Origin of the sequence: Acetivibrio mesophilus (assembly GCF_004102745.1) — a bacterium.
Taxonomy (GTDB): Bacteria; Bacillota; Clostridia; order Acetivibrionales; family Acetivibrionaceae; genus Hungateiclostridium; species Hungateiclostridium mesophilum.
This window is the reverse complement of record NZ_RLII01000011.1, coordinates 63,101-77,765: the sequence shown is the minus strand read 5'-3', so window position 1 is coordinate 77,765 and position 14,665 is coordinate 63,101. Positions and strand designations below refer to the sequence as shown.

The window sequence follows — 14,665 nt, the reverse complement described above, 5'->3', positions numbered from 1 at the left end:
TATTAATAATATTTTTATTGCGAAAATAAAACTCGTACCGAAAAAAGTACGAGCTTTATTGTATGATTATCCCAATTATCTTATTATAACGTTGTTTTATGGCTTTACATAGTCTAGCGGATTAACTGGAGTACCGTTTTTCCTCACCTCAAAGTGCAAATGAGGCCCGGTAGAAAGTCCAGTGCTTCCTACTTTTGCAATTGTATCTCCTGCATTAACCGAATCGCCCACTTTAACAAGCAGCTTACTGCAGTGCGCATACAATGTAGTAATCCCACCGCCATGGTCAACAACCACTGTATATCCGTATCCATCCTGCCATCCCGACATTATGACTACTCCCTTATTGGCAGCTACTATCGATTTACCGCTACTAGCCGAAATATCTATGCCTGTATGCATTTTATACACCTTAAGTATTGGATGAAGTCTGTTGCCGAAGTAGGATGAAATCGTTGAGCTACTGGGCGCAGGCCAGCGCATACTTCCACCGGCATAATTTCCGCTTTGCTGAAGTTTTCTTATCTCATTGGCAAGGGCATTCGACTTCCTTATTAACTCATTTTCCTGCTGTTCAAGTTTCTTCAGCTGTGCGTTTATACTGCTAATTTCACTATCGAGCTTTGATCTTGCAACACTCAATTCATTTATTGCCTTTAATGATTGCTCAGCCTTTTCCTTAATAATATCCCGTTTCTCTACTGCAAGCTTCTTTTTGAACTCTACATCTTCTTTAGCCTGCTTGATGTCTTCAATTATTTCCTTGTCCTTTTTACTTATGGCAGCAACAATCTCAAGCTTATTTAGAAAATCAATAAAGTTCTCCGACTCTGCCAGTGTCTCAACATATGTAGATCCGGAGTTTTGATACATTACATTAATTCTGCGTTTAAGCAACTCCATCTGTTCATTGTACCGTTTTTCACTTTCCTTTATTGCAGCATCTACTTCTGCTATATGTTCATCTAATTCTTCAACTTGTTGATTTAGGGAATTATATTCCTTACTCTTCTGCTCTTGTTCTGATGCTATTCTTTTCTTCTCACTTTCAACCGAACTGAGCTTTTGCTTCTCCTGCTTCTTCTGATTTGTAATACTGTTCAATTTGCTGTCAACAGTACTTTTCTGCTTTTGTACCTCCGAAACAGTTTCCCCAAACGCGGGTATCATCAAAGATGATAAAACTAAGGAAAACATCAAAACTATTAATACTGCCTTCTTCACAATCTAACCCCCTTGATTTAGTTTTGAATTTATCTTTTGTTCCCCATATGCATTTGCAAGCAAGTGATTTAAACACGTAAGTATTTTTGTATTGATATTACGCTTCCCAAAGCTCCAACAAACGCTCCTAACATACAGAAGGTAGAAATAAGCTGAAAACTCATGTCTCCCATGCTGACCAGCTCAAGCATAGCCATGTCGTTCCCAATACTGCCGCCCCCGATTCTGTACACTAAATATATAATCATAAAGCTTACAACGGCTCCAACCAGTCCGATTATAATGCCTTCTACAATAAAGGGCCATCTAATAAACCAGTCGGTAGCTCCTATGTATTTCATTATATTGATTTCTTTTCTTCTGGCAAATACCGTAAGTTTAATGGTATTTGATATTATAAACACAGCAATAGCCGACAATATAATTATAAGCGCAGAACTTCCAATTTGCAAGACACGAAGTATTTTGTTCACAAAATCTATAGCCTTTTTGGAATACTGGACACTATCTACTCCGGGATAATTCCTGTACTTTTCAACAATATCCTCATAATCCTTGGAATTTTTAAGCTTAATTATATATGAAACCGGCATAATACTTTCATCAAGCCCCTCAAGGATTTCACTATCATCCCCAAGCATTTTCTTGGCCTTCTCAAAAGCTGCTGTCTTATCAACCTTTTCGAACTCTTCTATTCTTTCGTCACGACTTATATTCCACTGTAGCATTCCCACCTGGTGTTCATCCAGGCTCGGGTTGCAAAACACCTGCATTTCCGGCTGTTCCTTCAAAAATCGGGTATTGTGCTCTATATTCGTTGTTATAACGAGAAAAAATCCCAGTATTATTAGAGAAGCAGAAACAACACCCATTGAAGCAAGAGACATAAGCACATTTCTATAAGTATTTATAAAACCTTCTTTAATAATATATTTGGTGGTTCTTAACTTCATCTTCGTACTGTCCTTTCTCCTGATCTCTTATTATTACTCCTTTATCAATAGCTATTACACGTTTTTTCATTGCATCCACAATGCTCTTCTCATGGGTTGCAACAATCACTGTAGTCCCTCTGTAGTTTACTTCTGCAAGAAGCTTCATTATCTCCCAAGATGTTTCGGGGTCAAGATTACCGGTGGGCTCATCGGCAATCAAAAGAGACGGATTGTTCACAAGAGCCCGTGCCAAAGCCACCCTTTGCTGCTCACCCCCGGATAATTGATTGGGATAAGCCTTGGCTTTCTTACTCAATCCAACCAAAGCAAGGGACATAGGCACCTGTCTCCTTATCTCCTTCGGAAGTGCCTCGGTAATCTGCATCGCAAACTCCACATTTTCATATACGGTTTTATTGGGAAGAAGCCTAAAATCCTGAAACACGACCCCAAGACTCCTTCTTAAGAGAGGGATATCTTTTCTGGTCATTGAAGAAAGCTCATAACCATTTACAAAAACCTCCCCTTCCGTAGGGTCCTCTTCTTTTAAGATAAGCTTAAGCAAGGTAGACTTACCGGAACCACTAGGACCTACAAAAAACGCAAATTCTCCTTTATTTATAGTAAGGTTAATATTACTTAACGCTAATGTACCATTTGGATACTTCTTTGTAACTGATCTATACTCTACCACGTTGACCTCCTTAAGGGCAATCGTCCGGATTTTAATCCAGTGTATTTAAAAGATTATCTTTCGTGCAATATTTTATCTTAAAAAATCATTTTTTGCAATTGTCAGATAGCCATTTGCAAATACCCCAAACAAGTGTAAACTTAAATAACCCCATTAGCTTCTACACAAAGTCATGATTACTGTCAAGATACTTCTTCACCAGCATGGCAACTTTGAATATTATTGCGTCATCAAACAATCTAAGGTCAAGGCCTGTGATTTTTTGAATCTTATCCAATCTATACACAAGGGTATTTCTATGAACATAAAGCTGCCTTGAAGTCTCACTCACATTGAGATTGTTTTCAAAGAATTTGGTGATCGTATACATCGTCTCGGAATCCAAAGCTTCAAAGGACCCCTCCTTAAATACCTCTTTTAAAAACAGGTTGCATAACGTCGGAGGGAGTTGGTATATGAGTCTTCCTATCCCCAGCTTGTTATAATCAATCACACTCTTTTCACTGTCAAAAATACCTCCAATGAGCAGCGCCATCTGCGCCTCCTTGAAAGAACGTCCTATATCTTTTATATTATCCACGACAGTACCGATTCCAATTCTCGCCTTAATCATCCCCTCCGTGGACAATGTGTCAATTATAACTCTGGAAATTTTATTTACTTCCTTGTAGTCATACTCAGCCTTCAGCTCCTTTATAAGCACCACTGTCTCATCGTCAAGCACTATGACGAAGTCTTTGTTTTTAACGGGAAAAAGTCCTTCTACTATCTCATGGGCATAAATATCCTTTGTCTTTTCCGTCTCTATGAGAAAAACTACCCTATTTGCATTATTTGGAAGATGAAGTTCCTTGGCTCTCAAAGTGATGTCCCCAGGAAGAATATTATCAAGAATTATTCCTTTAATAAAACTGATCTTATCATATTTTTCGTCAAAATAGCTCTTCATGTTAATGGCATTAATTGATATCAATGCAAGAAATTTGTTGCCATTTGTGCAGTCTGAGCTGATAAATGTAATAAACTCAAGCTTGTTTTTAATATACACCTTTTGAAACGTCTGCCCTTCAATTATTACGAACTGATCTTTAGACCTCATCACCTCAGATGCCAGCGGATTGCTCTGCCCGACTTTTTTCTCATTTGAGCAGGCCAAGATAAGGCCGGTATCATCCATTATTCCAAACTCCGAATCAATTACGTCCTTTATTTGATTTACGAGATTCTGATATAGCTTTATAGACATCTTAATCCTTCCCTTTTTATCAGCTGGTATAAACTGTGACCTTTGGTCTACTGATAATCATAATCTATAGTTCTTATAATATCTAAGTACTCTAAACTCTCTATTTTATTATACACAAAATAAAATAAAAAAGGAAAGATTTTAATAAATCTTTCCTTTTTATTTACATTCATTATTAGTTCATTATAGTTCTTTCTGTCTCTTTGTCAAAGAGATGAATCTTATTGGTATCAAGAGCAACCTTAATCACATCGCCCGGTCTTGCCTTTGTTCTAGGATTAACTCTTGCAGTAAAGTCAATATCATCTACTACCATATAAAGCAATGTTTCCGAACCAAGCATTTCCACAACTTCAACTCTTGAATTTATAATGCTGTCAGCCATTGATTCAAGATAAATAGCTTCGTCATGAACATTTTCAGGACGTATACCCATTACTACTTCTTTGCCTATATATTCACTTCCTTCAAGCTTCTTAGCTTTTCCTTCCGGAAGTTTGATATCTTGCTTTCCAAACAAGAGGTGAATCTCTTCTCCGCGCTTTTCAACCTTTGCATTTACAAAGTTCATTTGAGGGCTTCCGATAAATCCTGCAACGAACATATTGCAAGGTCTTTCATAGAGATTGCTTGGAGTATCAACCTGTTGAATATATCCATCCTTCATAACAACAATTCTTGTACCCATTGTCAAAGCTTCTGTCTGGTCATGAGTAACGTAGATGAATGTTGTCTGAAGTCTCTGATGCAGCTTGCTGATTTCGGTTCTCATCTGAACTCTCAGCTTTGCATCAAGGTTTGACAAAGGCTCATCCATCAAGAATACCTTAGGATCACGAACTATAGCACGACCCAACGCAACCCTCTGTCTCTGACCTCCGGACAATGCCTTCGGCTTTCTTTCAAGCAAATGTTCTATATCAAGTATCTTTGCAGCTTCAAGAACTCTTCTCTTAATCTCATCCTTTGGTATCTTCCTCAGCTTCAATCCAAATGCCATGTTATCAAACACGGACATATGAGGATACAAAGCATAGTTCTGGAAAACCATCGCGATATCTCTGTCCTTAGGTGCAACGTCATTAACCAGTTTGTCACCTATATAAAGCTCACCTTCCGAAATTTCTTCCAAACCAGCAACCATTCTTAAAGTTGTAGTTTTTCCACATCCAGATGGTCCTACCAATATAATAAATTCCTTATCTTCAATATCCAAATTAAAGTCATTTACTGCAGTAACCCCACCTGAATACCTTTTGTATATACCTTTTAGTTTAACGCTTGCCATTTCTTCCCCTCCCAATTGTTTACGAGCATTAGTTTTAATGATACTAATATACCATGTAATCCAATCCTTCAACTAGTATACAAATTCACAAAAATAATTTGTGTATTTAGTTACTTTGCATAAAGGTAAATTTCCACTTTATGTTGCTAATTCAACTGTCGCAGGGCATTTGTGAATTTACACCAGGGTGCCTTTTTACACCTTTTAACCAATTAGTAATATTTACTATATATCCATTGTTACATATAAAGAATTTGATTTAAAATCGATATTGAATTTTTATGCATAAGAATGTATAATTATAAAATCGGTTGTGCATTTAATCGGTCATTAATTTATTATTATACAGTTTTTTTGTTGGGAGGTTATTCAAATGGCTAATGTAGGAATCATAGGAGCTACCGGCTATGTCGGAATAGAAATAGTACGTCTTCTTCAAAACCATCCGGATATAAATATTTCTTCTGTTGTATCCCATAATTTTGCGGGAGAGAAGATATCGGATGTATATCCACACCTCAAAAATATTTTTGATATGGAATGCGATGAGCTTGATATAGACAAAATCGCCAATAAGGCTGAGGTCTTTGTTACTGCACTTCCCCATGGTGTATCAAAGGAAGTAATACCCAAGCTTATTGAAAAGGGTAAGAGAATAGTTGACCACAGCGGCGATTTTCGTTATAAGTCGGTTGAGGTATATGAAAAATGGTACAATACCACCCATGGTATGTCTCACCTTCTTGAACTTTCGGTGTACGGTTTGCCGGAGCTTTATAGAGAAGAAATAAAGAATGCTCAGATAATAGGCAATCCGGGTTGTTACCCTACATGTTCAATATTAGCACTGGCGCCATTAATTAAAAACAAGCTTGTTGACACAAAAAATATTATAATTGATGCTGCCTCCGGGATTTCGGGAGCCGGAAGGAAAACTGACCTTCCCTATCAGTTCTGCGAGTGTACGGAGAATTTCAAAGCATACAATGTTTCTACCCACAGGCATACCTCTGAAATTGAGCAAGAGCTGTCATTTCTGGCAGGTCAAGAACTGACGGTTTCCTTTACTCCTCACCTTGTGCCAATGAAGAGGGGAATGCTAGCTACCATTTATGCAAATTTGAACTATGAAAAATCAACCTCGGAATTAATCGTGCTGTATAAGGAATATTATAAAAATGAATATTTTGTCAGGATACTGGACGAAGGCAAGCTGCCTGAAACGAAAAATGTAGCCGGTTCAAACTTTATTGATATCAGCCTCGTTGTAGATAAGCGCTTAAACAGAGTTATTATTCTCTCAGCCATTGACAATTTGGGCAAAGGTGCTGCCGGTCAGGCTGTGCAGGATCTTAATATAATGTTTGGGCTTCCCGAACACAGAGGACTTACAAGTTCCGGTCTCTATCTATAAACAATCAGCAAAAGTATATTATTAACGTTTGGAGGGTATTAGTTTGGAAATATCAATGGAGACAGTCATAAAAAAAGCAGAAATACTTATTGAGGCTCTTCCCTATATTCAGAAACTTTTCGGTAAAACAGTGGTTATAAAATACGGCGGAAACGCAATGATAAACGATGAGCTTAAAACCTCCGTAATGGAAGATATAACTCTACTTAAATATATTGGAATGAATCCGGTAGTTGTTCATGGTGGTGGACCGGATATTAACAAAGCTCTTGACAAATTCAATATCAAAAGCCAGTTTGTCAACGGTCTTAGGTTGACTGACAAGGCAACAATGGACATTGCCCAGATGGTCCTTGTAGGAAAAACCAACAAAGAGATTGTTTCACTATTGAATCAGATGGGCGGAAAAGCCATTGGCCTTTGCGGCATTGACGGAAGTATCATAGAATGTGAGCAATATAAGACAACAGTTGACGGCGTAGAGACAGACCTTGGATATGTCGGAAAAATAACCAACATCAATTCAAAGCTGATTGAGCTTCTGGCAAAGGATGAATACATTCCTGTCATTGCTCCTATAGGAATCGGCAAGGATGGCCAAAGCTACAACATTAATGCTGACACCGTTGCCGGAGAAATATCCGCTGCTTTAAAGGCAGAGAAATTGATGCTCCTCACCGATGTTGCAGGAGTCAAAAAAGGTAAAGACGCCGATGAAATAGTTCCTGCCCTAACTTCAGCAGAGGCCCTTGACCTAATTGACAAAAAAATCATTGATGGCGGTATGATTCCTAAGGTATTAGGATGTATTGATGCTCTCGAAAAGGGAGTTGGAAGAACTCATATCATAGACGGTAGGATTCCCCACTGTCTGTTGCTCGAAATATTTACCAACAAAGGAATCGGGACTATGATTATGAAGGAGAAAATACTCTATCATAATCGAGAAAAACTATAAAATCTATAAAATCTATAACATAATAAATAAATAGTAATGAAATTTATCAAATTTTGAAGGATTTTATACTTTTATAAAGAATAATTTAACTAAAACTATCCAATCACCATTACCACGGGGAGGATTGATCCTTTTGAAGAAAGACGTAGTATCAAGGGTTCTTAAAGAGGGAATGGTTGTAAATACAAAGCTTAAAAACGGTAGCATCTGGATTCAGAACATAGTTTACAAGGTTGAAAAACACCTGGTATCCATTGCACTTTTAAGCGAATATCTCGAGAACATTATAATGCTGGGACAGTCCATTACGGTAAAGTACTCCAGCGAACATAGTGAGATTTTGTTTGAAGGCGAGGTAGTAAAAATCAGGCCTGAATACCCTAGTTACGTGACAATAGATATTAAACACGTTAAGGAAATCAAAAATACAAGAATTTTCCCAAGACATGATGTTTACTTAGGTGCGACCGTAAGGATCTCAGACTCCCCCGCGGAGCGGTTTGTAATAATACATAATATAAGCCTTGTCGGAATGGCATTTTACTCCAAGGACTATTTCGAAATTGACAGTGGTGAACATGATTTTTCTATTTTCCTTCCAAACAGGAAATCAATAAATTCCCGCGGAAAAGTTAATAGAAGATCTCCTAAGAGTGACTTTACCGATTATGGTTTGCAATATACCGATATGACGGAAGAAAGCAACAACACCCTTTCTTGCTTTTTCAATCTAGTTGAAGAAGAAAAGATGAAGCTTCGCGATCAATTCGTAAATTGCGTTAGAAGACATCTTTGATATTGATTATGCTTGCTCTATATAATGAATTAGCTTGTTTACGGCATTTTATTTGATAGCTGAAATATATTTTGATATATTCGTTATTATCTGTTTTTGCAAATCATATTCCAAATTTTACCTTAGGCATTCCAAACATCTCTTCAATTTCATCTCTTCTCTTTTGTTGCAATAACTTTGTGAAGCATTTTTCTTCCATTTGAGCCAAAGTTTTTTTCCATAGTTCTTCCCTCCGGATTACTCTTCTATAAACTTATATCCAACAGAGTTAGTGAGTAAAAATATATTTTTAAGTCAATAATACCAATCAAAATTATATCATTTGTCTATAAATCTTCTTATACGAATGCTATATTTGAATTAATTCGCTTTCCTGTTAATACTCAAGTAGTGATAATTCTGAATTTCCAGCATAATATCATGCAGTATCGAAGTTCACTTTTGAGAATTAATTACGGGTGAGAGTTTAATATTATCTATTGCATTTTTATACATTTTTATGTATAATTATTAGTATTATTTTTATCAGGGAGGGTTTTCTATGAAATTAGATGAGATTATCAATCTGGACAAAAAATACTTTATGAATACATTTGGAAATAGAACCCCTGTATGCTTTTCTTACGGAAAAGGAGTTAATCTCTGGGACATAGACGGAAATAAGTACTATGATTTTCTAGCCGGCATAGCGGTAAGTGCTTTAGGACATTCGCATCCTAAGCTTGTAGATGCTATAAAGCAGCAGGCAGAAAAGCTCATACACTGTTCCAATCTCTATTACATAGAGTCTCAGGCAAAGCTTGCAGAAAAACTTGTCAACAATTCCTGCGCCGACAGGGTGTTTTTCGCAAACAGCGGTGCAGAAGCAAACGAAGGAGCCATAAAGCTTGCACGGATCTATTTTAAAAAGAAGGGAATGCCGGAGAAGTTTGAAATTATAACTTTAGAAAAGTCTTTCCACGGAAGGACCCTTGCAACTATCGCTGCCACCGGCCAGGACAAATACCAAAAACCCTACTCACCTCTCACCCCCAGCTTTTTGAAAGTGCCGATAAATGATCTTGATGCTCTTGAAAAGGCAATAAACGGTTCTACCTGTGCAGTAATGATTGAGCCAATACAGGGTGAAAGCGGAGTAAATCTTACCTCAGTGGAGTATATGAAGGGTGTCCGCAAGCTTTGTGATGAAAAGGGTATATTCCTTATCTTTGATGAGGTTCAGTGCGGTTTGGGTCGTACAGGAAAGCTATTTGCTTATCAGCATCTCGGCGTAGAGCCTGACATATTCACTCTTGCCAAAGCCTTAGGGGGCGGATTCCCAATAGGTGCTCTCTGTGCTAAGGAACATGTAGCAAGTGCTTTTGAACCCGGGGATCACGGATCAACCTTTGGAGGTAATCCTCTCGCATGTGCAGCAGCACTGGCTGTTCTGGATGTCCTTATAGACGACGGACTCGTGGAAAACTCGGAAAAAATGGGAAGCTACTTTATGAATAAGCTCTCAGATCTTGCCAAAAAGCACAGTACCATTCAGGATGTGAGGGGTAAAGGCCTCATGATAGGTGTTCAACTATCAATAGATGCAGCAGTGGAAGTTAAAAACAAATGCTTTGAAAAAGGGTATTTGGTTGGAAGCGTCGGTAAGAATATCATAAGGATGTTGCCTCCTCTGATTGTTACAGAGCAAGATATTGACGGCATGGTAGAAACTCTGGATAGCATACTCCAAGAATATGAACTATAATTAGAAATATAAAAATAAAAATTTTAATACTAAATTATTATTTTAAGGAGCTAGAGAAATGAAATCAGTTTTACTTTTAGAAGATGGAACTTATTTTACGGGGGAAGCCTTCGGCAAAGCTGGCGAAACAGTAGGAGAAATTGTGTTTAACACATGCATGACAGGTTATCAGGAAATACTTACAAACCCGTCGTACAACGGTCAAATAGTTGCTATGACCTACCCATTGATTGGAAACTACGGTTTCAACCGATATGACAACGAATCTGACACAACTCATGTTCAAGGATTTATCGTTAAGGAGCTTTCGGACACTCCCACCAACTGGCGTTGCGAAATTACTCCGGAAGAATACTTCGTTGCAAATGGAATTGTGGGCATTAAGGGTATTGATACAAGAACTCTTACCAAACACATCAGAAGCAAAGGCAGTATGTACTGCATAATTTCGACTGAGTCGGGAAATATAGATCTACTTCTGGAAAAGCTTATGAAAAAGAAGATGGAAAAAAAGAGCCCTGTTATGGAGGTTTCTACAAAGTCTCCCATCCACAAACCCGGCAGAGGAAAACGTGTGGTGGTAATGGACTTTGGTGTAAAGCACAGCATTATAAAATCATTAGAGAAAATCAACTGCGATATATATATCCTTCCGGCTTCATCCTCCGCAAATGAAATTATGAGCTATAATCCCGACGGCATACTTTTATCCAACGGACCGAGTGACCCGTGCGAACTTCCGTTTGTTAAGTCCACCGTCCAGGAGCTCATAGGTAAAAAGCCAATGTTTGGAATAGGATTAGGACACCAGCTTTTAGGCCTTGCCCTAGGTGGCAAGGTCAGCAAGCTTCCGTTTGGTCACCATGGATCAAATCAACCGGTCAGGGATTATATCAAAGGAAGATGCTATGTAACGTCTCAAAGTCACAACTATGTACTGGAGAATGACTTTAGCGATGACGTACTTATTACTCATATAAATATTAATGATAATACTGTAGAAGGATTTAAGCACAAACATTATCCTATCTTAGGGGTTCAATATCACCCTAAGGCCGTTTCGGGACATGATGATTCTTCTTACGTTTTTGATGATTTTATTGAAATGATGGACGGACAACCTATAGTTTAATTGATTCTTTGTGCATGGAGGTAATTATGCCAAAAATAGATAAAATAAAAAAGGTCCTTGTTATTGGCTCAGGACCTATAGTTATCGGCCAAGCTGCCGAATTTGACTATTCGGGAACGCAGGCCTGTAAATCATTGAGAGAAGAAGGCATTGAAGTCGTTCTTGTAAACAGCAACCCTGCAACGATAATGACCGATACACAATCAGCAGACAAAGTATATATAGAACCTATTACCCTTGATTTCGTTAAAAAAATAATTAAGAAAGAAAAGCCCGATGGAATTTTAGCCTCTTTGGGCGGGCAGACAGGCTTGAACATGGCCGTTGAATTGGCAGAAGACGGGATTTTGGAGGAAATGGGAATTGAGCTTCTGGGTACATCCTTGGAGTCAATTAAAAAAGCCGAAGATAGAGAGCTTTTTAAGCAAACCATGCAGGAAATAGGTGAAAAAGTACCCTTAAGTACAATTTCAACCGATCTTGACAGCGCTATTAAGTTTGCCGAAGAGGTAGGCTTCCCTATCATTATACGTCCAGCCTATACATTAGGAGGCTCCGGTGGCGGTATTGCCCATAACATGGAGGAATTTAAATATATTTGCGGTAAAGGCCTAAAGCTCAGCCTCATACATCAGGTCCTTCTGGAGCAAAGTGTTGCAGGATGGAAGGAAATTGAATATGAGGTTATAAGGGATGGAGCCAACAACAGCATTATCATATGTAATATGGAAAACTTCGACCCTGTCGGGGTTCACACCGGTGACAGCATTGTAGTTGCTCCCTGCCAGACCCTATCGGATGTTGAAGCCCAAATGCTGAGATCAGCTTCATTGAAGATTATTCGTGCCCTTGATATAAAAGGCGGCTGCAATATTCAGTATGCATTAAATCCCAACAGCTTCGAATATGTAGTAATTGAAGTAAACCCAAGGGTAAGCCGTTCCAGCGCGCTTGCATCGAAGGCAACCGGATACCCCATAGCACGTGTTGCGGCAAAAATTGCCATTGGTCTTAATCTTGATGAGATCAAAAACTCCGTTACTCAGAATACTTATGCATGCTTCGAACCTTCAATTGACTATGTGGTTACAAAGGTACCCCGTTGGCCTTTTGACAAATTCGTAAATGCCGACAGATCATTAGGTACCCAGATGAAGGCAACAGGTGAAGTAATGGCAATAGGAAGAACCTTTGAGGAGTCACTGCTAAAAGCTATAGACTCGCTCGATATAAAAATGAACTACCAGCTTGGTCTCAGTCTTTTTGACAACCAATCGGTGGAGGAGCTTATTGATTTTATCAACACACCAAGAGACGAAAGAATTTTTGCTATCTGCAAGGCACTCCAAAAGGGAGTATCTTCAGAGGAAATCAGCAATATAACGAAAATTGACATATTCTTTGTAAAGAAGCTTGAAAAAATCGTTCAGATGGCAGAGGAGATTAAAAATGCCGGTATTGCATGGCTCGATTACGATCTTTACTCCAGGGCAAAGAAGACCGGTTTTGGAGATTCGTATATCGCAAATCTCATAAATGTGCCTCTTGATACAGTTTTAGAGCTTAGAAGCAAATACCCTATTCGCCCGGTATATAAAATTGTTGATACATGTGCCGGTGAGTTTGAAGCCGTAACCCCGTACTACTATTCAACTTACGAAAAGACGGATGATGTAATTGTATCCGATAAAAAGAAGGTTATAGTTATAGGCTCAGGACCTATAAGAATAGGTCAGGGTATCGAGTTTGACTACTGCAGTGTACACTCGGTGAAGACTTTGAAGGAGCTGGAAATTGAGTCAATTATAATAAACAACAATCCTGAGACGGTCAGCACCGATTTCGATACATCGGATAAATTATACTTTGAGCCCCTTACAAAGGAATGTGTGCTCGATATAATTGAGAAGGAAAATCCCCTTGGAGTAATTGTCCAATTCGGAGGCCAAACTTCAATAAATCTTGCAGGAACCCTGGCAAAAGAAGGGGTAAATATCCTTGGCACCTCGGTTGAAAGCATTGATATTGCTGAGGACAGGGATCGCTTCCTAAATCTCTTGGAGGAATTAGGAATACCATTACCGGAAGGAGATACCGCCTTCTCCTATGATGAAGCAAAGGCAATTGCTCAAAAAGTTGGATATCCTGTTCTCGTAAGACCTTCATATGTTCTTGGTGGCAGAGCAATGGAAGTGGTATATAATGATGAGACCCTTAAAGAATATATGAAGCTAGCCGTCGGCCTTTCAACGAAGCATCCTATTCTGATAGACAAATATGTAGAAGGCAAGGAAGTCGAAGTGGATGGTATTTGTGACGGTGAGGATGTACTTATTCCCGGCATTATGGAGCATATTGAAAGAGCTGGAGTTCATTCCGGAGATAGTATTTCGATATACCCTCCCCAAACCCTTGACGAACAGACAAAAAACACCATTGTAGACTATACCATAAGGCTGGCAAAGGCATTAAAAATAGTCGGTTTGTTTAATATCCAGTTTGTTATAGATCGCAATAACAAGGTATATGTAATAGAGGTTAATCCTCGTGCAAGCCGTACAATTCCTGTAATGAGCAAGGTGACCGGCATCCCTATGGTTGATGTTGCCACAAAGTTTATTATGGGATATAAAATGAGGGACTTAGGTTATACTCCCGGGCTTCACAAAGAATCTGAATTTATAGCTGTTAAAGCCCCTGTATTCTCCTTTGCAAAGCTTACTACCGTTGATACATTCCTTGGACCGGAAATGAAGTCCACCGGTGAAGTAATGGGAATTTCAAGGGATTATCATATAGCACTATACAAGGCGCTTGTTGCGTCAGGACTTAGAATCCCGTCCGGCGGGAACGTACTTCTTTCGGTAGCCGACAGAGATAAAACGGAATGTATAGAGATTGCTCAGGCTCTTTCAGACTTAGGCTTCAACCTAGTTGCTTCTGAGGGCACCTACACCAATCTCTCCGGTGTCGGCATAGAAGTGGAGCTGGCATCGGATGATGAAATGATTGAGATGATAAAGAAAGATAAGATATCTCTGGTAATCAATACTCCAACCCGAGGAAAAATACCCGAAAGGCTTGGTTTTATACTAAGAAGAACATCCATCGAGTATAATATTCCATGTATTACTTCTCTAGATACTGCCAGATCAATGCTCTCAATACTAGAGCACATGACATCGGGAGAAGAAACTGAAATACATTCGCTCGATGAATATTCAAATTAAAACG

11 protein-coding genes are annotated in these 14,665 nt (G+C 38.7%); 6 read left to right on the top strand and 5 right to left on the bottom strand.

Annotation, left to right across the window (positions count from 1 at the left end):
- Positions 1-96: 96 nt before the first annotated feature.
- The 5 genes from EFD62_RS09860 to EFD62_RS09840 all read right to left on the bottom strand — a co-directional run bounded on the left by EFD62_RS09860 (position 97) and on the right by EFD62_RS09840 (position 5,387).
- Positions 97-1,224 (bottom strand): murein hydrolase activator EnvC family protein, encoded by a 1,128-nt coding sequence (locus EFD62_RS09860; protein WP_128706052.1) that lies wholly within the window; start codon positions 1,222-1,224, stop codon positions 97-99.
- A 68-nt stretch (positions 1,225-1,292) separates the two neighbouring features.
- Complete coding sequence (ftsX, locus tag EFD62_RS09855; protein WP_069194897.1) at positions 1,293-2,177, bottom strand: permease-like cell division protein FtsX; 885 nt, start codon at positions 2,175-2,177, stop codon at positions 1,293-1,295.
- The gene (gene ftsE / locus EFD62_RS09850; RefSeq protein ID WP_069194898.1) at positions 2,146-2,853 is read right to left on the bottom strand and encodes a cell division ATP-binding protein FtsE; all 708 of its coding nucleotides are present in this window, start codon (positions 2,851-2,853) and stop codon (positions 2,146-2,148) included. Before ftsE ends, ftsX begins: the two co-directional genes overlap by 32 nt.
- A gap of 160 nt (positions 2,854-3,013) precedes the next feature.
- Positions 3,014-4,099, bottom strand: coding sequence for a PucR family transcriptional regulator (locus tag EFD62_RS09845; RefSeq protein WP_128706051.1), 1,086 nt, complete (start codon positions 4,097-4,099; stop codon positions 3,014-3,016).
- 175 nt (positions 4,100-4,274) lie between these two features.
- Complete coding sequence (locus tag EFD62_RS09840; protein WP_069194900.1) at positions 4,275-5,387, bottom strand: ABC transporter ATP-binding protein; 1,113 nt, start codon at positions 5,385-5,387, stop codon at positions 4,275-4,277.
- Between the two features lie 373 nt (positions 5,388-5,760).
- On the opposite strand from EFD62_RS09840, the gene argC reads away from it, so the two are divergent.
- From argC to carB, 6 genes are all read left to right on the top strand, one after another.
- A complete protein-coding gene (gene argC, locus EFD62_RS09835) occupies positions 5,761-6,801 on the top strand; it encodes an N-acetyl-gamma-glutamyl-phosphate reductase (protein ID WP_069194901.1) in 1,041 nt (346 codons plus the stop codon).
- Between the two features lie 43 nt (positions 6,802-6,844).
- Positions 6,845-7,759, top strand: coding sequence for an acetylglutamate kinase (argB, locus tag EFD62_RS09830; RefSeq protein WP_172406049.1), 915 nt, complete (start codon positions 6,845-6,847; stop codon positions 7,757-7,759).
- Positions 7,760-7,892: 133 nt separating this feature from the next.
- Positions 7,893-8,555, top strand: coding sequence for a PilZ domain-containing protein (locus EFD62_RS09825; RefSeq protein ID WP_069194902.1), 663 nt, complete (start codon positions 7,893-7,895; stop codon positions 8,553-8,555).
- A 541-nt stretch (positions 8,556-9,096) separates the two neighbouring features.
- Positions 9,097-10,299 carry an acetylornithine transaminase gene (locus EFD62_RS09820; protein WP_128706050.1) on the top strand — a complete coding sequence of 401 codons (1,203 nt, stop codon included), beginning with the start codon at positions 9,097-9,099 and terminating at the stop codon, positions 10,297-10,299.
- A 58-nt stretch (positions 10,300-10,357) separates the two neighbouring features.
- The gene (gene carA, locus EFD62_RS09815) at positions 10,358-11,431 is read left to right on the top strand and encodes a glutamine-hydrolyzing carbamoyl-phosphate synthase small subunit (RefSeq protein ID WP_128706049.1); all 1,074 of its coding nucleotides are present in this window, start codon (positions 10,358-10,360) and stop codon (positions 11,429-11,431) included.
- 26 nt (positions 11,432-11,457) lie between these two features.
- Positions 11,458-14,661 carry a carbamoyl-phosphate synthase large subunit gene (gene carB / locus EFD62_RS09810; RefSeq protein WP_069194905.1) on the top strand — a complete coding sequence of 1,068 codons (3,204 nt, stop codon included), beginning with the start codon at positions 11,458-11,460 and terminating at the stop codon, positions 14,659-14,661.
- Positions 14,662-14,665: the final 4 nt, after the last annotated feature.